The 21,828-nt window shown below is 44.3% G+C and carries 24 protein-coding genes, 2 tRNA genes and 1 riboswitch (1 of these 27 only partly in view); of the genes, 19 read left to right on the top strand and 7 right to left on the bottom strand.

Annotation, left to right across the window (positions count from 1 at the left end):
• Positions 1-48 (top strand) — tRNA-Leu (locus NX903_RS04215) (it extends 34 nt beyond the left edge of the window).
• 78 nt (positions 49-126) lie between these two features.
• Here the strand turns inward: NX903_RS04215 and spo0M are convergent.
• Positions 127-903 carry a sporulation control protein Spo0M gene (gene spo0M, locus NX903_RS04220; protein ID WP_086343609.1) on the bottom strand — a complete coding sequence of 259 codons (777 nt, stop codon included), beginning with the start codon at positions 901-903 and terminating at the stop codon, positions 127-129.
• A 141-nt stretch (positions 904-1,044) separates the two neighbouring features.
• Between spo0M and NX903_RS04225 the strand changes: the two genes are divergently transcribed.
• Positions 1,045-1,248: a hypothetical protein gene (locus NX903_RS04225; protein WP_014479229.1), complete on the top strand. Its 204-nt coding sequence runs from the start codon at positions 1,045-1,047 to the stop codon at positions 1,246-1,248.
• 74 nt (positions 1,249-1,322) lie between these two features.
• Here NX903_RS04225 and NX903_RS04230 read toward each other — a convergent pair whose 3' ends face one another.
• On the bottom strand, positions 1,323-1,595 hold the full coding sequence (locus NX903_RS04230) for a spore coat protein (protein WP_144486548.1): 273 nt from the start codon (positions 1,593-1,595) through the stop codon (positions 1,323-1,325).
• Positions 1,596-1,636: 41 nt separating this feature from the next.
• On the opposite strand from NX903_RS04230, the gene NX903_RS04235 reads away from it, so the two are divergent.
• The gene (locus tag NX903_RS04235; RefSeq protein WP_086343610.1) at positions 1,637-2,329 is read left to right on the top strand and encodes a Type 1 glutamine amidotransferase-like domain-containing protein; all 693 of its coding nucleotides are present in this window, start codon (positions 1,637-1,639) and stop codon (positions 2,327-2,329) included.
• Positions 2,330-2,398: 69 nt separating this feature from the next.
• Positions 2,399-2,506: riboswitch (TPP riboswitch) on the top strand.
• A 131-nt stretch (positions 2,507-2,637) separates the two neighbouring features.
• Positions 2,638-4,410, top strand: a complete 1,773-nt coding sequence (gene thiC / locus NX903_RS04240; RefSeq protein WP_086343611.1) for a phosphomethylpyrimidine synthase ThiC — start codon at positions 2,638-2,640, stop codon at positions 4,408-4,410.
• Between the two features lie 37 nt (positions 4,411-4,447).
• Here thiC and NX903_RS04245 read toward each other — a convergent pair whose 3' ends face one another.
• A complete protein-coding gene (locus NX903_RS04245) occupies positions 4,448-5,803 on the bottom strand; it encodes an FAD-binding oxidoreductase (protein WP_086343612.1) in 1,356 nt (451 codons plus the stop codon).
• A gap of 250 nt (positions 5,804-6,053) precedes the next feature.
• On the opposite strand from NX903_RS04245, the gene senS reads away from it, so the two are divergent.
• Entirely contained in the window at positions 6,054-6,251 is a 198-nt protein-coding gene (gene senS, locus NX903_RS04250) for a transcriptional regulator SenS (protein ID WP_003245192.1), read from the top strand.
• A gap of 26 nt (positions 6,252-6,277) precedes the next feature.
• Here the strand turns inward: senS and katA are convergent, their stop codons facing one another.
• Positions 6,278-7,729, bottom strand: coding sequence for a catalase KatA (gene katA / locus NX903_RS04255; protein ID WP_014476225.1), 1,452 nt, complete (start codon positions 7,727-7,729; stop codon positions 6,278-6,280).
• 407 nt (positions 7,730-8,136) lie between these two features.
• Between katA and NX903_RS04260 the strand changes: the two genes are divergently transcribed.
• The 6 genes from NX903_RS04260 to rpsN all read left to right on the top strand — a co-directional run bounded on the left by NX903_RS04260 (position 8,137) and on the right by rpsN (position 12,921).
• A complete protein-coding gene (locus NX903_RS04260; RefSeq protein ID WP_086344579.1) occupies positions 8,137-8,904 on the top strand; it encodes an ABC transporter ATP-binding protein in 768 nt (255 codons plus the stop codon).
• 17 nt (positions 8,905-8,921) lie between these two features.
• Entirely contained in the window at positions 8,922-9,920 is a 999-nt protein-coding gene (locus NX903_RS04265; RefSeq protein ID WP_042977653.1) for an aliphatic sulfonate ABC transporter substrate-binding protein, read from the top strand.
• Positions 9,917-10,747, top strand: coding sequence for an ABC transporter permease (locus NX903_RS04270; protein ID WP_010886451.1), 831 nt, complete (start codon positions 9,917-9,919; stop codon positions 10,745-10,747). The genes NX903_RS04265 and NX903_RS04270 overlap by 4 nt, the downstream gene beginning before the upstream one ends.
• Positions 10,748-10,769: 22 nt before the next feature.
• Positions 10,770-11,900 carry an FMNH2-dependent alkanesulfonate monooxygenase gene (gene ssuD / locus NX903_RS04275; RefSeq protein WP_003245787.1) on the top strand — a complete coding sequence of 377 codons (1,131 nt, stop codon included), beginning with the start codon at positions 10,770-10,772 and terminating at the stop codon, positions 11,898-11,900.
• 102 nt (positions 11,901-12,002) lie between these two features.
• Positions 12,003-12,539 (top strand): hypothetical protein, encoded by a 537-nt coding sequence (locus NX903_RS04280; protein ID WP_042977888.1) that lies wholly within the window; start codon positions 12,003-12,005, stop codon positions 12,537-12,539.
• A 112-nt stretch (positions 12,540-12,651) separates the two neighbouring features.
• Positions 12,652-12,921 carry a 30S ribosomal protein S14 gene (gene rpsN / locus NX903_RS04285; protein ID WP_024573218.1) on the top strand — a complete coding sequence of 90 codons (270 nt, stop codon included), beginning with the start codon at positions 12,652-12,654 and terminating at the stop codon, positions 12,919-12,921.
• Positions 12,922-12,938: 17 nt separating this feature from the next.
• On the opposite strand, the gene NX903_RS04290 is transcribed toward rpsN, so the two are convergent.
• Positions 12,939-13,412 carry a hypothetical protein gene (locus tag NX903_RS04290; protein ID WP_042977658.1) on the bottom strand — a complete coding sequence of 158 codons (474 nt, stop codon included), beginning with the start codon at positions 13,410-13,412 and terminating at the stop codon, positions 12,939-12,941.
• A 1-nt stretch (position 13,413) separates the two neighbouring features.
• A complete protein-coding gene (locus NX903_RS04295) occupies positions 13,414-13,614 on the bottom strand; it encodes a helix-turn-helix transcriptional regulator (RefSeq protein WP_009966860.1) in 201 nt (66 codons plus the stop codon).
• A 193-nt stretch (positions 13,615-13,807) separates the two neighbouring features.
• Here NX903_RS04295 and NX903_RS04300 point away from each other — a divergent pair.
• A tRNA-Gly gene (locus NX903_RS04300) sits at positions 13,808-13,881 on the top strand.
• Between the two features lie 90 nt (positions 13,882-13,971).
• Here the strand turns inward: NX903_RS04300 and NX903_RS04305 are convergent.
• The gene (locus NX903_RS04305; protein WP_086343613.1) at positions 13,972-14,595 is read right to left on the bottom strand and encodes a B3/B4 domain-containing protein; all 624 of its coding nucleotides are present in this window, start codon (positions 14,593-14,595) and stop codon (positions 13,972-13,974) included.
• 82 nt (positions 14,596-14,677) lie between these two features.
• On the opposite strand from NX903_RS04305, the gene queG reads away from it, so the two are divergent.
• The 7 genes from queG to prkA all read left to right on the top strand — a co-directional run bounded on the left by queG (position 14,678) and on the right by prkA (position 21,795).
• A complete protein-coding gene (gene queG / locus NX903_RS04310; protein ID WP_072175972.1) occupies positions 14,678-15,838 on the top strand; it encodes a tRNA epoxyqueuosine(34) reductase QueG in 1,161 nt (386 codons plus the stop codon).
• A 66-nt stretch (positions 15,839-15,904) separates the two neighbouring features.
• Positions 15,905-16,840, top strand: coding sequence for an amidase domain-containing protein (locus tag NX903_RS04315; RefSeq protein ID WP_086343614.1), 936 nt, complete (start codon positions 15,905-15,907; stop codon positions 16,838-16,840).
• A 37-nt stretch (positions 16,841-16,877) separates the two neighbouring features.
• Positions 16,878-17,360: a tRNA (uridine(34)/cytosine(34)/5-carboxymethylaminomethyluridine(34)-2'-O)-methyltransferase TrmL gene (gene trmL, locus NX903_RS04320; RefSeq protein WP_010886453.1), complete on the top strand. Its 483-nt coding sequence runs from the start codon at positions 16,878-16,880 to the stop codon at positions 17,358-17,360.
• 125 nt (positions 17,361-17,485) lie between these two features.
• The gene (locus tag NX903_RS04325) at positions 17,486-18,127 is read left to right on the top strand and encodes a YhbD family protein (RefSeq protein WP_044052586.1); all 642 of its coding nucleotides are present in this window, start codon (positions 17,486-17,488) and stop codon (positions 18,125-18,127) included.
• On the top strand, positions 18,118-18,831 hold the full coding sequence (locus NX903_RS04330) for a bactofilin family protein (protein WP_086343615.1): 714 nt from the start codon (positions 18,118-18,120) through the stop codon (positions 18,829-18,831). Before NX903_RS04325 ends, NX903_RS04330 begins: the two co-directional genes overlap by 10 nt.
• A gap of 11 nt (positions 18,832-18,842) precedes the next feature.
• A complete protein-coding gene (locus NX903_RS04335; protein ID WP_086343616.1) occupies positions 18,843-19,550 on the top strand; it encodes a polymer-forming cytoskeletal protein in 708 nt (235 codons plus the stop codon).
• A 349-nt stretch (positions 19,551-19,899) separates the two neighbouring features.
• Positions 19,900-21,795 (top strand): serine/threonine protein kinase PrkA, encoded by a 1,896-nt coding sequence (gene prkA / locus NX903_RS04340; RefSeq protein WP_003233433.1) that lies wholly within the window; start codon positions 19,900-19,902, stop codon positions 21,793-21,795.
• Positions 21,796-21,828 lie beyond the last annotated feature (33 nt).

Here is a 21,828-nt window from a genome sequence, read left to right on the forward strand (position 1 = left end):
CAAAATCGTGTTCCTTCTGGAGTGTCGGTTCGACCCCGACCACCGGTATACTGAAAAACCCGTTTCTTAACAGAAACGGGTTTTTATTTTTTATTAAAGAAAAGGAGCCTCGGCTCCTTTTTATACTTACTCAGCGTATTGGTCTAGGATCTCTTCTAGCACCTCTTCTAGCTCTTCTGTATCTTCAAGCTCTGATTGGCTGAAACGTACGCGTACAAGCTGTTCTCCGTCATTATACATCTCTTCCAGCCACCCTCGGAGTCCTCTTGCTCTGCGGTCGACTTCGAAAATGATTTCCAAACCGTCTTCGTCTAAAAGGAAAATGAGCTCTAATTCATCAAGCATCTGACGATAATATCCGGAAGTCGGAACGAATTCGAATTCTTGAACGAACGGAAGACGACGCTGGAAGTAGGGCGCTTGTTCGCAGTCTGCTTCGTTAAGATGGAAGCCCAGGTTTTCGATTGCTTCAAGCACATTTTCAATCCAAGGGTGCGCTTCAACGAAAATGCGGTCATGATCGGATTTATCGATACCGCCTTGAATGTCAAGGTCTGTCACCACGGCAACCTCTACTTTCCCTACAGTGATCGGCGTATCTAGAGGCAGAGTGAATGTGAACGGAAATTGATGCTCTTCACCAGGCTGAATGGTAAATGAACCAGTGACCCGGAAAGAATGAATTGTAGCGTATTTCCGGTGCTCTTCATCGTCTTTTACAATGACATACCGTGTACTAAGCTGTAAATCGATATAACGGATGTCCTGAGCGATTTTTCCGCCTTTGACATGTACAGTTCCCTGTACTTCTTCTCCAGGAAAATATGCGTCTTTCTCTAAAATAGTATCAACTTTTGCTGCTCCAATTCCGGCACTTGCCGCAAGCTTCTTAAAAAGTGACATGTTAGATCTTCCCCTTTTTCTTTTTTCTCAACAGATATACGTAAGAAGGAGGAAAAAAGATTCATTCGATCCATACTTTTTTCCTATTATTCGTCTCGGCCTAGGGACAGACTAAGAATAATATTGAAAATAAAGGAGTGGATGGAAGTGAATAAAGAAAGTTTGGTTGCAGATGAATTACACAGAATGTTTTTGGCTGGTGAGCTGCAAATCACAGTAGAGGAGGATATAAACAATATTTCCGAAAGGCTGAGAAACGGCGATCTCAGTTTAGACCGATTAAGCGGTGAAGACGCGTTTATAAAAGAAACGGTAAACGAGGCTTTAAGAAGAGTGGAGCAATAAAAAAGAGACGGTATCTCATCTTTGAGATCCCGTCTCTTTTTGTGATCTTTGCTGTAAGATAAAAGCGTAATTGCTCACCAGAGCCACCCTTTTTCCAACAGAAAATCTGACAGTTCATCTTGGAGATAAACAGTTGTATCTAATTGATCATGCAATGCTCTTCTGATGTGGGGATTTTCGGCTTCTGTTATTGCGACAGTGTATTTGTTAATGCTGGTTTTTATTGTTGTTAACAAATCAAGAATATCTTTGGGACAAAGACTTTGTTCAATGGGAAACCACCTCCTTTGTTTTTTTAGCAGCTCCTGATAAGAAAGTATTTGACTTTGTTTCTTGCTTCTATACAAAATGCTATAATAAGCAACAAATTTTGTTGGGGGGTGTGATGATGAAGCAGATTATTGCGATGGGGGGCGGGGGTTTTTCGATGGAGCCGGATAATTTGTCCCTCGATCAATATATCCTCAATCAATCAAAACGAGAGCAGCCTCGTATTTGTTTTTTGCCGACGGCGAGCGGAGATTCCCAAAACTATATTCAGCGGTTTTATCATGCATTTCAAACACTGGATTGTGTGCCGTCTCACTTATCTTTGTTTAAGCCGCCATCAACAGATGTAGCTTCTTTTGTTATGGAAATGGACGTGATTTATGTTGGCGGTGGAAATACGCGGAATTTACTTGTGTTATGGAAAGAGTGGGGGCTGGATCATATTCTCAGGGAAGCATGGAAGAACGGTGTGGTTATAGCTGGATTAAGTGCCGGTGCGATCTGCTGGTTTGAAGAAGGGGTGACAGATTCAGCCGGACCGCTGACAAGTTTGAAAAGTTTAGGTTTTTTGCAAGGGAGCTTTTGTCCCCATTATGACGGGGAAAAGGATCGGAGACCGGCATACCACCAGCTGATATCTAACAAGTTCTTATGCAGTGGCTATGCAGCGGATGATGGGGCTGCTCTCCATTTCATAAATGATCAGCTGTTTCAGACTGTGAGTTCAAGGTCGGGTGCAAAGGCATATCGGGTGATGATGGCTGAACATGAAATAGCTGAAATCCCGTTGCCGGTCAAATATTTAGGGTGAAATTGGCTGAATATTATCTATATTCCTCTTTTTTTCAGATTGATTTTATGATAAGATGAGTGCGAAATCAATAGTTACTGGGGGTGCCCGCTTTCGGGCTGAGAGAGAAGGTAAGCTTCTTAACCCTTTGGACCTGATCTGGTTCGTACCAGCGTGGGGAAGTAGAGGAATTGTTTTTGTTATTGTCGTGCTGGGCAATAATATGTTTCTTTCTGACTGTAACCGGGTTCATTTATATGAATCCGGTTTTTTGTGCTGGTTATGGGCTTGATTTTGTCCTTTCAAACGTAGAGAGGGGAAGGAAAGTAATGCAAAACAATTCAGTGCAGCAAGCCAACATTTCCATTATGTCAAGTTTTTCAGGCAGCAAGAAGGTATACGTGGAGGGTTCTTCTTCGGACATCCAAGTGCCGATGAGGGAGATCCTATTGAGTCCGACGACGGGATCGTTCGGCGAAGAGGAAAACGCGCCTGTGCGTGTCTATGATACAAGCGGACCGTATACGGACCCTGAAGTAACCATTAATATTCAAGAAGGATTAAAGCCGCTCCGCCAAAAATGGATCACAGAGCGCGGTGACGTGGAAGAGTATGAAGGTCGGGCTATAAAACCAGAAGATAACGGTTATAAAAAAGCAAATCCAAACGTAAGCTACCTAGGATTAAAGCGGAAACCGCTGAGGGCGAAGGCAGGTCAAAATGTCACTCAAATGCACTATGCAAAAAAGGGGATCATTACACCTGAGATGGAATTTATCGCCATTCGTGAGCATGTGTCTCCTGAATTCGTCAGAGACGAGGTAGCCAGCGGCCGGGCGATTATTCCTTCAAACATTAATCACCCTGAAAGTGAGCCAATGATTATCGGCCGGAATTTTCATGTGAAGATTAATGCGAATATCGGGAATTCAGCGGTTACGTCATCCATTGAAGAAGAAGTGGAAAAAATGACGTGGGCCATCCGCTGGGGAGCAGATACAATGATGGATCTCTCTACCGGAAAAGATATTCATACGACGCGTGAATGGATTATCCGCAATTGCCCCGTGCCTGTGGGAACTGTTCCGATTTATCAGGCGCTTGAAAAAGTAAACGGCGTAGCGGAGGATTTAACGTGGGAGATTTATCGTGATACGCTAATCGAGCAGGCAGAGCAGGGAGTGGATTATTTTACGATTCACGCGGGTGTTTTGCTTAGGTATGTACCGCTGACTGCCAAACGGACAACTGGTATTGTGTCACGCGGGGGAGCGATTATGGCGCAGTGGTGTCTGGCTCATCATCAAGAAAGCTTTTTATACACACATTTTGAAGAAATCTGTGAGATTATGAAAACGTATGATATTGCTTTCTCTCTTGGGGATGGTTTGCGTCCCGGATCAATTGCTGATGCCAATGACGAAGCGCAGTTTGCTGAATTAGAGACGCTTGGAGAGCTGACGCAAATTGCCTGGAAGCATGATGTTCAGGTGATGATTGAGGGTCCTGGACATGTTCCGATGCATAAAATCAAAGAGAACGTCGATAAACAAATGGACATTTGTAAAGAAGCGCCTTTTTACACATTGGGGCCGTTGACAACGGATATTGCCCCGGGATATGACCATATTACTTCAGCGATCGGAGCGGCGATGATCGGTTGGTACGGGACAGCAATGCTTTGTTATGTAACGCCGAAGGAGCATTTAGGGCTGCCAAACCGTGATGATGTTCGTGAAGGAGTCATTACATATAAGATCGCTGCGCACGCTGCGGACCTTGCAAAAGGGCATCCCGGAGCGCAAATCCGGGATGATGCGTTATCGAAAGCCCGTTTTGAATTCCGCTGGCGGGATCAGTTTAATTTATCTCTTGATCCGGAGAGAGCCCTTGAATACCATGATGAAACCCTGCCTGCTGAAGGAGCAAAAACCGCTCACTTTTGTTCCATGTGCGGTCCGAAATTTTGCAGCATGAGAATTTCACAGGATATTCGGGATTATGCGAAGAAAAACGATCTCAGTGAAGCAGAAGCCATAAATAAAGGATTAAAAGAAAAAGCAAAAGAGTTTGTCGATACGGGAAGCAATTTATATCAATGAAAAAGATGAAGATGGAGAATGCTCCATCTTCATTTTTTTAGAAAAACAGAGAGCGTCGAAGCGGCGGAATGCTCTGTTCAAAACGGAAAACATTTTCTGGATCATATTTCGTTTTGACACGGCGGAGGCGTTCTACGTTTTCGCCGTAATATGTTCTTGGCCAGTTTCTGATTTCAATATCTGGCCAATTTACGTAGTCTCCCATCGTTTCTCTCGAAAGGGACGTTCTCAGCCCCTCAATCCAGCGGACGTTTTGTCTTTTTTCTCCAGGGGATGTCCAGTTTGTTAAGTATTCCTGGGCAATGATTGCGTCACGATAATAAAATGCCGTTTGGTCGGGAGCGATCCGTCCGGCTGCCCCGCCGAGTGCTTGCTGCCAGACACTGGCGTTTTGATTCGGAGCGTGCTCTAAAAAGTGTTTTATTGTTGAAATCGCACGTTCTGATAATGGCTTTTCAATGAAAGAGCCGGAGCGTTTCATTTTTTGAGGCTGATTGCCTCCCGGGCTGTTAAAAAAGGTTACCGCTTCGATGAACGGCATTGTTTTTACCATTCCGCTTGTTGGGCTTCCTGCTTTCAATAAAGGCTTTAACAGTTTTTTTAACTCTGTTTTTGGCCCGACAAATTGGCCGAGGGCTTCTATGCGGTTTACTTCTTTAGGGCAAAACTCTATTGATGATGTAAGCCGGTCATCTGTATACGGGGCCCAGTGCTGCCACGTGTTAAATACTTCCTCAAAATCATCCCATCCCCATGTTATAGAAAAAATCGACACTTGAGAGATGGGCACTGCTTTAAATGTCATGGAGGTGACTATGCCGAAATTGCCTCCTCCGCCTCCCTGAGACGCCCAAAATAAGTCTGGATGATTTGAACAGCTGACTGTAATCAGATCAGCGCCCTCTTTTTCGTCTGCTACGATCATCTTAAGCTGCACGAGGCTGTCGCAAGTAAGGCCGGCAGCCCTTGTTAAAAGTCCAATTCCCCCTCCGAGAGTTAAACCTGTGAGCCCTACATTAGCAATGGTGCCTGCGGGAAGCGTCAGGCCGTATTGCCAGAGTGTCCGATAGACTTCTCCCAATTCAGCCCCCGCTTCAATATAGGCCAGCTTTTTATCCTGATTCACAGTTATTTTTTTCATCTCGCTTAAATCAATAACAAGACCGTTATTTAAAAGGGAAAAGTTCTCATAGCTGTGTCTGCCGCCTCTAATACGGAAAGGCACACGGTTTTCACGCGCCCATTTCAGCGCATTGAGTGCATCCTGTTTGTTTTGGCAAAACACAATGATGTCAGGATACCTTTCTAAGCTTAGGTTAATATTGGTTCTTGCTTCGTTATAGTCCGGATCATCCCGTGTCACGATACGTCCGGTCAATTTTGTCTTTTCCACACTCCCACATCTCTTTCTCTCGTATTCTAGTTTCTCTAGCTTATGCGTCAGGGGAAAAGAGTGTATAAGGAAAAAGCGGGGATGCAATCTGATACAGTGTCAACACCCTCAAAAAATAGTTGACAGGTCGGTATTGTATGAATTAACATGGTCAGTACAAATTTTTCAAATTAATCGCGCTGATCGGAACACCGAAGGCTCTTATCGTTTAGATAAGGGCCTTTTTTGTATGAAAAAGGAGGGATTATTGATGGGAGTCAAAAAAGAAAAGGGGAGAAAACGATTCAGGAAGCGAAAAACCTACGGGAATCAGATTTTGCCGCTTGAGCTGCTGATTGAAAAAAACAAACGAGAGATTATAAACAGCGCGGAGCTCATGGAAGAAATTTATATGAAGATTGATGAGAAGCATACGCAATGTGTAACTAAATATAAAAAAACCCGCTGATTACAGCGGGTTTTTGCATTTCTACATTAAGCATCTTTTTTAATCGGCAATCCAAGGCCTTCTGCCACGCGTTTTCCGTATTCAGGATCCGCTTTGTAGAAGTGCTCGATTTGACGAAGCTTGATTTCTTCTTTTTCTACCGGCTTCATAGCATTAACGATATTTTCAACAAGGCGGGTACGTTCATCTTCACTCATTAAACGATACAGATCACCGGCTTGAGTGTAGTGATCGTTGTGATCGTAGCTTACGCTGTCAGCGATACCTTGTACCGGATATGCTGCTTGCTTATCCTCAGGTGACTCTTTTGGACCGCCGAAGCTGTTAGGCTCGTAATACACAGATCCGCCGCCGTTATCGTCAAAACGCATTTGTCCATCACGCTGATAATTGTTTACTTTGTTGCGTGCGCGGTTGATTGGCAGCGCTTGATGGTTTGCACCGACACGGTAGCGGTGTGCATCATGATAAGCAAACAGTCGGCCTTGAAGCATTTTATCCGGTGAAACATCAATACCAGGCACGAGTGTTCCAGGTGAAAATGTCGCTTGTTCTACCTCTGCAAAGTAGTTTTCCGGATTTCTGTCTAGAACCATGCGTCCGACCTCGATTAACGGGTAGTCTTTTTGAGACCAAACTTTTGTGACATCAAACGGATCGAAACGGTACGTGTTTGCATCTTCTAAAGGCATGATTTGCACATATAGTTTCCATGCAGGATAATCACCGTTTTCGATTGCATTGAAAAGGTCTTCTGTATGGTAATCAGGGTTTTCACCAGCAATTTTTGCTGCCGTATTGACATCAAGGTTTTTTACGCCTTGTTCCGTTTTAAAGTGATATTTAATCCATACGCCTTCGCCTTCGGCATTTGTCCATTTGAATGTATGGCTTCCGAAGCCGTGCATGTGGCGAAGTGTTGCAGGAATTCCGCGGTCAGACATCAGGATTGTCACTTGGTGAAGTGACTCTGGTGAAAGTGACCAGAAATCCCATACAGCCGTAGGGTTTTTCAGGTGTGTTTTTGGATCTCTTTTTTGTGTATGGATGAAATCAGGGAACTTAATCGCATCGCGGATAAAGAATACAGGCGTATTGTTGCCGACGATGTCGTAGTTTCCTTCTTCAGTATAAAATTTAACAGCAAATCCGCGCGGGTCGCGAACTGTGTCAGCAGAGCCAAGTTCACCGGCAACTGTTGAGAAACGGATGAACAACGGTGTGCGTTTGCCGACTTCAGAAAGGAAAGCGGCTTTCGTGTATTTTGTTACGTCGTTTGTCACTTCAAAATATCCGTGTGCGCCTGCTCCTTTGGCGTGAACAACACGTTCAGGAACACGTTCTCGGTTGAAATGGGCCAATTTTTCGAGTAGATGTACATCTTGAATTAAAGTTGGTCCGCGAGAACCGGCAGTCATTGAGTTTTGATTATCTCCAACCGGAGCGCCCCAGCTAGTTGTCAGTTTATTTGAACTCATGTTATCACCTCTTGGAATTTATAAGAACATAATATCATCTCTAAGTAAAAAGTCAATATTATTTTATAATTATTATAAAATAGTTATATCTATTAATCGATATCTAATATCGAAAGTGTTGAAAAACCTTGTTGTAACAGCTTTTTATGACACTTAATAATTTTTGGAGAAATAATTTTTTCTTCTCTATTTGCGAAACAAGCAGAGTAAGTGATAAACAAGGATATCAAAAATCGTATTTAAAAAAGAGTTGACATATCGGAATAATTTGAATTAACATGTTATTCAAACAAAAAAACAATTGGGCAGCTGATCGGACCGCCGAAGGCTCTCATCTCTACAAGAACAGAGATGGGGGCCTTTTTGTTTTTTTTGAAGGCGGGGTTGGCAGAAAGAGAGGGATAAAAGTGGCTGTGACCATCAGCATCAAAGAAAAGGCATTTGTTCAAGAGGGCCGCAAAAACACGGTCTTAGAGAACATAGAATTATCAATCGCACCAGGCGAATTTCTAACGCTTATCGGACCGAGCGGGTGCGGAAAAAGCACCCTGTTAAAGATTATTGCAGGGCTTGATTCTGAATATGACGGGAGTGTTGAAATTAACGGCCGCAGCGTAACAGCTCCGGGTATTCAGCAAGGATTTATTTTTCAGGAACACCGCCTCTTTCCTTGGCTGACTGTTGAGCAGAATATTGCCGCCGACTTGAATTTGAAGGACCCAAAAGTCAAACAAAAGGTGAATGAACTGATCGAGATTGTCAGATTGAAAGGATCGGAAAAAGCATATCCGCGCGAGCTGTCAGGCGGCATGTCACAAAGAGTAGCCATCGCCCGGGCCCTTCTGCGGGAGCCTGAGGTGCTGCTTTTAGATGAACCGTTTGGTGCACTCGACGCTTTTACAAGAAAACACCTGCAGGACGTGCTGCTGGATATATGGAGGAGGAAAAAAACAACGATGATTCTCGTGACTCATGATATAGATGAATCTGTTTATTTAGGAAATGAGCTAGCGATCCTTAAGGCCAAACCGGGGAAAATCCATAAGCTGATGCCCATTCACCTGGCGTATCCGCGGAACCGGACGACTCCGGATTTCCAAGCGATCAGACAGAGAGTGCTGTCGGAATTCGAGAAAACAGAAGATTTGGAGTACGCAGAAGGATCAGGGATATAGAAAGGGCGGAAGCGGAAATGAAAAAAGGGCTCATTGTATTGGTTGCTGTTATTTTTCTGCTCGCAGGCTGTGGAGCAAATGGAGCCAGCGGTGACCACAAACAATTGAAGGAAATTCGTATTGGTATTCAGCAAAGCTTAAGCCCGCTTTTGATCGCAAAAGAAAAAGGCTGGTTTGAAGATGCATTTGAAAAAGAAGGCATCAAAGTGAAATGGGTGGAGTTTCAAAGCGGTCCGCCCCAATTTGAAGGCCTTGCGGCAGACAAACTTGATTTTTCTCAAGTCGGTAATTCGCCTGTGATTGCTGGACAGGCGGCAGGCATTGACTTTAAAGAAATCGGTTTGTCTCAGGACGGTTTGAAAGCAAACGGCATCCTTGTCAATCAAAACAGCAGCATTCAAGACGTTAAGGACTTAAAGGGAAAGAAAATTGCAGTCGCCAAAGGCAGCAGCGGGTTTGATTTTTTGTATAAAGCGCTTGATCAAGTGGGGTTGTCAGCTAACGATGTGACAATTATTCAGCTTCAGCCTGATGAAGCAGCTTCCGCATTCGAAAACGGATCCGTTGATGCCTGGTCCATTTGGGAGCCGTACTTGTCCTTAGAAACAATGAAACACGGAGCAAAAATCCTTGTGAACGGAGAAAGCACAGATTTATATTCACCGGGTTTTACTTTAGTAAGAACAAAGTTTTCAGAAGAGCATCCAGACGAAGTGGTCCGTTTTCTGAAGGTGTTTAATAAAGCCGTTGTATGGCAAAAGGAACATCTGGATGAAGCAGCGGACTTGTATTCTGACATTAAAGATCTCGATAAAAAGGTCGTCGAAAATGTGCTGAAAAATACTGAACCTCTGAATGAGGTCATCAGTGACGACATTGTGAAAGCGCAGCAGGAAACAGCAGATTTTCAATTTCGAACAAAGGCGATAGATAAGAAGATTGATGTGAAGGATGTTGTCGATAACACTTTTATCAAAAAAGCATTAAAGGAACATTCCTCAGGAGGTGATCAATGATGAAAGCAGAGGCTGCGGGCTCGCTGCCCAAAACGAATGCGGAAGCGGTGCGAAAAAAGCCCGGAAGGAAGAGATACGGCTGGATGAAGGGGCTTTTACTGCCCGCTGTCATCATTGCCATCTGGCAGGTCATCGGCGGGCTGGGGGTTGTGTCCGCTACAGTGCTGCCTACACCTGTTACGATTGTTCTGACCTTTAAGGAGCTTATTTTGTCCGGCGAACTGTTCGGCCATCTGCAAATCAGCATTTATCGGGCGGCACTTGGTTTTTTGCTTGGCGCGGGGCTTGGATTGATGATCGGGATTTTGGCCGGATTCTCCAAACGGACGGAGCTGTATCTTGATCCGTCGTTGCAAATGCTTAGAACCGTACCTCATCTGGCCGTCACGCCGCTGTTTATTTTATGGTTCGGATTTGACGAAGTATCTAAAATTTTGCTGATTGCGCTCGGTGCCTTCTTTCCTGTCTATATCAATACGTTTAACGGCATCCGCGGGGTTGACGCGAAGCTGTTTGAAGTCGCCCGGGTGCTTGAATTTAAATGGCATCAGCAGATATCCAAAGTGATATTGCCGGCAGCCCTGCCCAATATATTGCTAGGCATTCGCTTATCGCTCGGCATTGCATGGCTCGGGCTCGTTGTGGCAGAGCTGATGGGCTCAAGCTCGGGAGTCGGCTATATGATCATGGATGCGAGACAGTTTTCACAAACGAATAAAGTCTTTGCAGGGATTATCATTTTTGCAGTGGTTGGAAAGCTGACGGATTCCTTCGTCAGGCTGCTTGAACGAAAGCTGTTAAAGTGGAGAAACAGCTACGAAGGATAAAAGATATAAAGGGGAGATGAATATGGAAATTCTTTGGTTTATACCGACTCATGGAGACGCGAGATATTTAGGATCTGAAAGTGATGGACGGACTGCGGATCATCTTTACTTTAAACAAGTCGCGCAGGCGGCAGACAGGCTGGGATATACAGGAGTTCTTCTGCCGACGGGAAGATCGTGCGAGGACCCGTGGCTTACAGCGTCGGCGCTGGCAGGAGAAACAAAGGACTTAAAGTTTTTAGTTGCGGTAAGACCTGGTTTAATGCAGCCTTCTCTGGCAGCCAGAATGACATCAACCCTAGACCGCATTTCAGACGGCCGGCTGCTGATCAATGTTGTGGCAGGGGGCGATCCGTATGAGCTGGCAGGCGATGGCCTGTTTATCAGCCATGATGAGCGCTATGAAGCAACAGACGAATTTTTAACCGTTTGGCGGAGACTTTTGCAGGGAGAAACGGTTTCCTATGAAGGAAAGCATATAAAAGTGGAAAACAGCAATCTGCTTTTCCCGCCGCAGCAAGAGCCGCATCCGCCCATCTATTTCGGTGGTTCGTCACAGGCTGGGATTGAAGCTGCCGCAAAGCATACAGACGTATACTTGACATGGGGTGAGCCGCCTGAACAAGTAAAAGAAAAGATAGAGAGAGTCAAAAAGCAAGCGGCAAAAGAAGGGAGATCCGTTCGATTTGGTATTAGGCTGCATGTCATTGCCCGTGAAACTGAACAAGAGGCGTGGGAAGCGGCAGAGCGCTTGATCAGCCACTTGGATGATGACACCATTGCCAAAGCGCAGGCAGCTTTGAGCCGTTACGACTCTTCAGGCCAGCAGCGGATGGCCGTCCTTCATCAAGGCGATCGGACGAAACTTGAAATCAGCCCGAATCTGTGGGCGGGGATCGGCCTGGTCAGAGGAGGGGCAGGAACAGCTCTTGTCGGTGATCCGCAGACGATTGCCGACCGGATAGCGGAGTACCAGGCACTCGGCATAGAATCGTTTATATTCTCCGGCTATCCGCATTTAGAAGAAGCGTATTATTTTGCAGAGCTTGTATTTCCGCTTTTGCCGTTTGAAAATGATCGGACGAGAAAGCTTCAGAACAAAAGGGGAGAAGCGGTAGGAAACACTTATTTTGTCAAAGAGAAAAATGCATGAGTTTAATTAAAATACAGCCCCCAAACATGGTATGATATTCAAAAAAAGGGGGCTTTTTTTCTGAAAACATTGAGAAGCGCGGCAGTCATTTGCCTCATAGCTATGCTGTCAGCATGCGGACATTCAAAACAGATGGAAATCAAAGCGGCGGACATATCAGAACTTGAAAAAAACAGAATGGATGTTGCAGCTTCACAGGCATTCACTGCTGAAGCCGTCAATATCGGTGAAGGTATTTCTTCAGCTGACATGTACATCGAACATTATCAAAAGGGAAAGCTTGTTGAGAGGTTAGGACCGGCTAGTGCAGATTATTCAGAGGAAAAACCCGATACCATACAATTTGTTTATTTTGAGAATGAAGAGGGGGCAGGAAAGAATAAACATACCACCATTCATTTTGGCATTGTGGATAAACAGGGAACTATAGCGGCTGATTCATCGGTGAAACGTGACGATAGCACAACACAGGAAATGACTCAGAATATTTCATCGCCGGAACCGATTACTTTCGAGAAGCCTGCTTTGATCGGCAGCAGTATTAGAGGGACTGACGAGACAATGCACACCTCTGAACATAAAAAAGAGCTCATTAAGCATCAAGATGCGTTACTGTATTATGTGGAATTGCATCATTAGAATGGGCGGCTTCAGGCCGTCTGTTTTTCAAAGCGGTATGCTTGCTTTTTTGAATGGTGCATGATACATTTTAAATCGTAATAATTTCGATTTAAAAGGGAGGCTATGTGACTTGGCTAAAAAATCAAAAGTGGCAAAAGAGTTAAAACGCCAACAGCTTGTTGAACAATACGCTGATATTAGACGCGAGTTGAAGGAAAAAGGAGATTACGAGGCACTCAGCAAGCTGCCAAGAGATTCAGCACCGGGAAGGCTTCACAACCGCTGCATGGTAACGGGGCGCCCGAGAGCATATATGAGGAAGTTTAAAATGTCCAGAATCGCTTTCAGGGAGCTGGCCCATAAAGGCCAGATTCCCGGTGTGAAAAAAGCAAGCTGGTAAGAAAAAACTCCGGCCGATTACAGCGCGCCGGAGTTTTTTTCGTTTTTCTTGAAAGAGATGACGTAGGAAAGGTGCTGGATGATCATGATGATAAACACAATAATAATAGGGAAAAACGGAATACGCGATTGAAATAGTGGATAAAAAATGAGAAGAACCGCTGCGGCAGGCAGCGAGAAGTAGACAGCGATATATGACGCGCGACATGCTTTTGCCGTCATCATCTGCTCTCTTTCATCCTGCTCTTCAAACTCATCAGGCAGAAGAAGCTGCTTTCTGGCAGGGCGGCTTTTTTTCTGTAAGTACAAATAAACCGCAAACGCCGCAACAAACAGAATAAAGGGGGTGAGGTTTAATTCAAATACCATCCCGCCGCTCTTTGTGCCGAAAAAAGATGCTATGCCTTCTGAGGCTTCAAAGTATGAAATCAGCGTCCAGCATGCAAGGCCAAATAACACAAGGTGAAAAGCTGCTTTTGTTTTCATGCTCATCTTAGTTTTCCTCCTCTAACCAAAAGACATCCTCCATTTTCATGGAGAAGGCTTTGCAGATTTTCAGTGCTAACAGCAGTGAGGGAACATAATCGCCTTTTTCAATCGCTGCCACAGTCTGTCTTGTGACGCCGACCGTTTCTCCGAGTTTTTCCTGAGAATAGCCGAAGCGTGCCCTCAGCTCTTTTACTTTATTTTTCATCATGACGTCTGTCCCCTTCACAATCTCGATTGATTATATTGTATAGTATACTTAACATTATGTAAATGAAACTTAACAACTTTACAAAAAGACAACTTTTTTTCGACAAATTTTTTATATTCCCTTGACGAAAAATAAATAAACATGTAATATAAAAAAAGTCAGAGCGGTACTGTTACTGACAACCACAAATGCGGGTGTAGTTTAGTGGTAAAACCTCAGCCTTCCAAGCTGATGTCGTGAGTTCGATTCTCATCACCCGCTCCATACATACGTTATTAACGCAGTGTTTCGTTTCTCAGATAAACGAAGTATTGCGTTTTTTTATGTAAAAAAGAACACGACATTCGTGTTCTTTTACGTAAGCCAATGTACTGTATGGGTGCCGCCGTGAATTTGTTCAAACATTTTCGTTAATGATGATAAGAGGTTAACAGCGCTGCTTTTCTCAATAGATGGCGGGAAAAAAATGATTTGCAGCATATTCTTAGTCTCGTTTGAAACGGGATAGTGGTTGACGCTGTTTTTGAAATCGCCAAAAATGCCGTTTTCATCAGAGAAAAGCAGTATGTTTTCTTTTTCTCCCAATGAGATCCGGACCGGCTCATGAAGCTTTCCGGCATCATAAATCATAATAGGCAGAGAATATTTTAATGCGAAAAAATCGATTGTGTCATGGGCCGAGTCTTTACTTTCCATGAATTGTTCCTTGGATATCGGGACCAGCATGTCCTCCATTGGGGTTGTTTCTCCCTCAAATGAAGGGTTAAGCTGTTTAAAGAGTTTCTGCCATTCCTTGACGAAGGATTCATCGGATATACCGCCGTCCGCATAGTCGAAAAACAAGGATTCTTGAAACAGGCGGAGTCTGCCTTTCAGCATTTGCGGTGAGGAGCCGACTTCGATATTCTCATAAATGACAGCAGCTGCATGTAAGCCGGCCACACGTTCAGTAATAACAGAATCAAGTTTGATATTCACTAGCATTCACTCCAGTTACGTGATATCAACCTATTATAAACGCTGTATCGTTTTATCACAAAGAAAGGAGGCTGTGCAAAACATGAACGTTTATCAGCTCAAAGAAGAATTAATTGAATACGCGAAAAGCATTGGCGTGGACAAGATTGGTTTTACGACCGCTGATACTTTTGACAGTTTAAAAGACCGTTTGATTCTTCAAGAATCACTCGGCTATCTCTCCGGCTTTGAAGAGCCGGATATCGAAAAAAGGGTGACGCCGAAGCTTCTTTTGCCGAAAGCGAAATCAATAGTGGCAATTGCTCTCGCATATCCTTCCAGAATGAAGGATGCGCCGAGAAGCACGAGAACTGAGCGCAGGGGCATTTTTTGCAGAGCTTCCTGGGGAAAAGACTATCATGATGTGCTGAGGGAAAAGCTTGATCTGCTGGAGGATTTTCTAAAAAGCAAGCATGAGGATATCAGAACGAAGTCAATGGTTGATACAGGTGAATTGTCTGATCGCGCCGTTGCGGAACGTGCCGGAATCGGATTCAGTGCGAAAAACTGTATGATCACAACACCCGAGTATGGCTCTTATGTGTATTTGGCGGAAATGATCACAAATATCCCTTTTGAGCCTGATGTGCCGATTGAAGATATGTGCGGGTCCTGCACGAAATGTTTGGACGCCTGTCCGACGGGAGCACTGGTTAATCCCGGGCAGCTTAATGCGCAGCGCTGCATCTCTTTTCTGACCCAGACAAAAGGATTTTTGCCTGATGAATTCCGGACAAAAATCGGAAACCGCCTGTACGGGTGCGATACGTGCCAAACGGTATGCCCTCTCAATAAAGGGAAGGATTTTCATCTTCATCCGGAAATGGAGCCTGATCCTGAGATTGCCAAACCGTTATTGAAGCCGCTTTTGGCCATCAGCAATCGGGAATTTAAGGAGAAATTCGGGCATGTCTCAGGTTCTTGGCGCGGAAAAAAACCGATTCAGCGAAACGCCATTCTCGCGCTTGCCCATTTTAAGGATGCTTCCGCACTGCCTGAATTGACGGAACTGATGCACAAGGATCCGCGTCCTGTCATCAGGGGGACAGCCGCATGGGCAATCGGAAAAATCGGAGACCCCGCATACGCGGAAGAGCTTGAAAAAGCGCTGGAAAAAGAGAAGGATGAAGAGGCAAAGCTGGAAATTGAAAAAGGAATTGATTTGCTAAAAGCTTCAGGCATGACTAAACAAGGCCTGTCCTGACATACGTATAGAGCAGAAGGAAAAAACACTTGAGATCATCCAAGTGTTTTTTCTCTATAAAAAAGTATGGCGGGTGGGGTGAGCTTGAAGCACATTTTAGAACAATTAGCGGAGGAGCGGCTGGGCTTTCTGGTTAACGGGCATGCTATGAGACAGGAGTCTCAAGTCGGAGACCTTAAAGTCATGGAGCGTAAGAAAAAGCTTCTGGAAAAACGTAAAGTTGACATCATAAAAGCGAAAGCAAAGGCCGTGATTAATCATGTGCGGGTTGAGGATGACGGAACGACCTGCCTTTCGTATACCATCCATTACGAATACGTGTGTAAGGAACAAGATGACAGCTTGTATATAGAAGAGCACATAGAGGAGCGAATGGCTTTCCTGTATGATCACATTTTGATTAGTGATCAGGAAATTGCGAAAAAGCCGGCTGGATTTCATGAAGGGACCAGTATTATTGACTATTCTGAAGCTGAAGAGGAAAGAGAAGCGTTTGGCAGGGCTTTTCAATACGATCGTCTCGGCGCTGTCCAATATGCCGAGAAATTTTGGAACAAGCGCAATCCTGCTTATAAAAATTTCAGCGATAACTGTACAAATTTTATTTCTCAGTGTCTTCATGCAGGAGGCGCGCCGATGCGCGGTCACCCGAACAGGGGATCAGGCTGGTGGATGAAACAAAGCTCATGGAGCTACAGCTGGACGGTGGCTCACTCTATGAAAATGTATTTGTCGAATTCAAAGGCCGGACTGCGTGCGGTGCGGGTGAAATCAGCGGAAGAACTGATGCCGGGCGATGTGATTTGCTATGACTTCGAAGGAGACGGCCGGTTTAATCATACAACGATTGTCGTGACAAAGGACAAAGGCAATATGCCGCTTGTCAACGCCCAGACTTATGACAGCAGGATGAGGTATTGGTCATATGAGGATTCTACGGCATACACGCCGTCAATACGATATGCCTTTTTTCATATCGTTGATGATACGACAAAAGAGTAATTAATGTTATAATGATGGGCGGATAAGAAAAACAGAGGTGAACATTGTGGCATTACATGTCGTTTTATATCAACCAGAAATTCCCGCTAACACAGGGAATATTGCACGTACTTGTGCAGCAACCAATACAACGCTACACCTGATTCGTCCGCTCGGCTTTTCAACGGATGATAAAATGCTGAAACGTGCCGGACTCGATTATTGGGAGTTTGTTAACGTTGTGTATCATGATTCGTTAGAAGAATTGTTTGAGGCATATAAAAAAGGCAAGTTTTTCTTTATTACAAAATTTGGCCAGCAGCCTCATACATCATTTGATTACACTGATCTTGACGAGGATTATTTCTTCGTGTTCGGAAGAGAAACAAGCGGTTTGCCAAAGGATTTAATTCAAAATAATATGGACCGCTGCCTGCGTCTTCCGATGACAGAGCACGTCAGATCGTTAAATCTGTCCAATACTGCCGCGATTCTTGTTTATGAAGCGCTGCGCCAGCAAAATTACCGTGATTTAAAATAGTGAAAAAACCCGCTCATCGATGATGGGCGGGTTTTTTTGCGGATGTTGAAATGCTTTGTTTCGTTTTTGGGCTTAACAACGTAACAGTGTTATGTTACAATGTACCCATCAAAGGAGCTGGACTTATGGAAGAACAATTAATCTCTAAAAAAGAATTACTTGAAAGAACATCGATTTCATACGGTCAGCTGTATCGATGGAAGCGGAAAAACTTAATACCTGAGGAATGGTTTATTCGTAAATCCACATTTACAGGGCAAGAGACGTTTTTTCCGAGAGAGGAGATTTTAAAACGTATATCAATGATTCAAAAGATGAAAGAAAATTTGTCTTTGGATGAAATGAGGGAAATGCTGTCGCCGAAAATGAAGGATGTCAGCATGACCGCTGATGAATTGCTTCATAAAGGTTTGGTTTCAAGGCCTGCTCTTGAAGCCTATTCAGAAGACGGAGGAAGTCCGGTTTTCTCATCCAGCGATTTGCTTTCGCTGTATGTGCTTGAGGGACTGCTGCAGTCTGGAAATGTCAGCCTTGCAGAAGCAAAAATGGCTGCAGAGGTATTAAAGAAGCATGATACTGAAGAGATTGAAAAACAGACGGAGCTGATTGTGCTCCGCAAGCTCGGTGTCACAACTTGTTTTATAGCGGCTGCGGCGGACAGCATTTTGTTTGAATCATCCGTAAAGGTTGTGGAACGGGTAGATTTATTAAAAGCTTCAGAGGAATTAAAAACAACATTTATGCAGGAGGGCCATCGATGGATGTAGTGGAAAAGCTGGTGATAAACGGATCAGGAAGTTCAAAGGGAGGAACATTTCAATCTGTTGAGATTAATGGCAGCGGGACAGTGGCCGGGGACGTGGAGTGTGACACTTTTTCTTTTAATGGAAACGGAAAAGCGGACGGCAGCGTCAAAGCGAAAGCGGTAACCATCAGCGGTTCAGGAAAGATACATGGAGACGTTGAAGCAGAATCTATCCGGATGAATGGCACTAGTTTTATCCAAGGAGAGGTATCTGCAAAACAATTGAAAATCGCTGGATCATCAACATTTGGCGGCACTGTCAAGGCTGATGGCATTGACATTAGCGGAAAAGCTGTCATGGAAGCAGATTGTGAAACAGAAACCTTTCAATCAGAAGGGAAATGCAAAATCAGCGGGCTTTTAAATGCAGACCAGGTGATCATTAAGCTTTCTGCAGGGGAAAGCTATGCGCGGGAGATCGGCTGCCGCCATCTTCAAGTGACCTGCAGAAAAGGAATGCTGACATTGCTCAGATTGATGCCGCAGCCTGTTCTAACAGCAGAGCTGATCGAAGGTGACGTGATTGAATTGACAAATACAAAGGCGAAAACCGTGCGCGGTAATAAAGTGGTCATCGGCCCGGATTGCCAGATTGAAACTGTCGAATACAGCGGGGACTATACCTGTGATCCAAGCGCATCGGTTGAAACATCCACAAAGTTGTAAGGAGGATCGTAATGGAGACAACAAAACTGGGAAATTTAAAATTATATGGCGCTGGGCATGCCACAGGAGGCGCGTATCACAATGTCAGCATCAAAGGAGAAGGTGTAGTTGGAGAAGGGTTGTCTGCTGTAGGCTGCCGCATATACGGAACGGGCCTTTTTCTTGGAAAAGCAGAGACTGAGCGGCTGCGTGTGCTTGGAGAAAGTGAATGTAAAGGCGATCTGACAGCCGGCAAAATCAATATATATGGGACAATGAAAGTCAGCGGCTCACTTCAATTTGATCGATTCAATCTGAAAGGCCAGACTGAAATTGGCGGGAATATGACTGGAGAATCCTGCGATGTGAAAGGGAAGCTCAGCGTAAAAGGTGATTGTGAAACAGAAATGTTCCATGTCACAGGCTGTGTTGATGTATCGGGGTTATTAAATTCGGGTGAGATCAAGCTGGGATTGAGCCATGATATAAGTCATGTACAGGAAATCGGCGGAACAACAATTACAGTGAAAAGACGCGCGAGTTTTTTTAACCGGAAGAAAGTGAAGCTGTTCGCCGATGTCATAGAAGGAGATCGGATTTATTTGGAGAATACCGAAGCGGCAGTTGTCAGGGGAAAAGAAGTGATCATCGGGCCGGGATGCAGTATCGGAACAATTGAGTACGAAAACAAATATGAATGCGATCCGCATTCACAGATTAAAGAAAAAACAAAACTGTAAAACATTGTTCTGTTATACAAAAAGGGTGCTCTTTCAGGAGCACCCTTTTTTATTCTTTTCCAGGCTTGCTTTCGTATCCTGCGGTAAAAATTGATACTAAAAAAGTGACAATGACACCCATCATGATGATTGTTTTCACCGTCTCTCCCCCTCTTCAATTTTTCCGTGCTGTCCGAGTCTGGATGATTCTGTATTTTTCTTTATTATGAACGGTCGCAGTCTGCCTTGTCAACGATGTATAAGTATCTTTATTTTTAAGAAACCAAAGCATGTATCACGAGATGGCGGCATAGATTGTATCAAAGTACCTTATTTGCATAGTGTATCAAACATGATAGAGGAGGTCCTTATGGATATATTAAAGAAAATTGAAAAGTACAGAGAGGAAGAGCAGCGGCTGAAATGGGAAGGAACTTTCGCCGATTATTTGGAGATTATTAAAGAAAATCCGATGGTCGCGCAATCTGCTCATTCTCGAGTTTTTAATATGATAAAAGACAGCGGGATAGAGGAGATTGACGGACGCAAGAAGTACAGTTTTTTTGACCGCGAGCTGTTCGGGCTTGAAGAATCTCTGGAGCGTCTTGTGGAAGAGTATTTTCATCCGGCTGCCAAACGTCTAGATGTCAGAAAGCGGATTCTATTGCTGATGGGGCCTGTGAGCGGCGGTAAATCCACGCTGGTCACAATGCTTAAAAAAGGTCTCGAAGCATACACGCTGACAGATAATGGCGCTGTATATGCAATTAAAGGCTGCCCGATGCACGAGGACCCTCTACATTTAATCCCCCATCATTTACGCGATGACTTTTACAGAGAATACGGCATTAGAATAGAAGGAAGTCTTTCTCCTTTAAATGTCATGAGGCTGGAGGAAGAGTACGGAGGAAGAATTGAGGATGTGAAGGTGGAGCGCATCTTCTTTTCAGAAGATAAGCGTACGGGAATTGGAACATTCAGTCCCTCTGATCCGAAATCTCAGGATATCGCCGATTTGACGGGGAGTATTGATTTCTCAACAATCGCCGAGTACGGTTCAGAATCAGATCCGCGCGCTTATCGGTTTGACGGAGAGCTGAATAAAGCGAACCGCGGGATGATGGAGTTTCAGGAGATGCTGAAATGTGATGAGAAATTTCTCTGGCATTTGCTTTCCTTGACACAGGAAGGGAATTTTAAAGCTGGGCGGTTTGCGTTAATTTCTGCTGATGAGCTGATCGTGGCTCACACGAATGAAACGGAGTATCGCTCATTTATTTCTAATAAGAAGAATGAAGCCCTGCACTCAAGAATCATCGTGATGCCGGTTCCTTATAATTTAAAAGTGTCTGAGGAAGAGAGAATTTATGAAAAAATGATTGCAGAAAGCGATGTGGCGGATGTTCATATTGCCCCGCATACGTTGAAGGTCGCCGCGATGTTCTCAATCCTTACCCGGTTAAAAGAGCCGAAGCGGTCGGATATTGATCTGGTCAAGAAAATGAGACTGTATGATGGAGAAAGTGTGGAAGGATATAATTCTGTCGACGTTGAGGATATGAAAAAAGAATATAATGATGAAGGCATGAGCGGCATTGATCCGCGGTACGTGATCAACCGGATTTCTTCAACGATTATCAGAAAAAATATGGAATCGATTAATTCTCTCGATGTCCTTCGCTCCTTAAAAGAAGGTCTTGATCAGCACCCATCAATTTCAAGCGAGGACAGAGAGCGGTATTTGAATTTTATTTCTGCCGCCCGCAAGGAATATGACGATATTGCGAAAAAGGAAGTTCAAAAAGCGTTTGTGTATTCATATGAAGAATCAGCAAAAACACTTATGGACAATTACCTCGATAACGTAGAGGCCTATTGCAATAAAAACAAGCTTCGTGATCCTTTGACAGGAGAGGAAATGAACCCTGACGAAAAGCTGATGAGATCCATCGAAGAGCAGATCGGCATTTCGGAAAACGCCAAAAAAGCGTTCCGCGAAGAAATTTTAATCCGCATCTCGGCCTATGCGAGAAAAGGCAAGCGGTTTGATTACAATTCCCATGAAAGACTGCGTGAAGCTATTCAGAAAAAGCTGTTTGCTGATCTGAAGGATGTCGTTAAAATTACGACCTCTACAAAAACGCCGGATGAACAGCAGCTGAAAAAGGTAAATGAAGTCGTGGCCCGTTTAATTGATGAGCACGGCTACAACTCGACGAGCGCCAATGAGCTGCTGAAATATGTCGGCAGCCTGCTGAACCGATAAGCAACGTGACCCGTCCGAATAGGGCGGGTTATT

It is taken from the genome of Bacillus sp. FSL R5-0576, assembly GCF_038004765.1.
Taxonomy (GTDB): Bacteria; Bacillota; Bacilli; order Bacillales; family Bacillaceae; genus Bacillus; species Bacillus subtilis.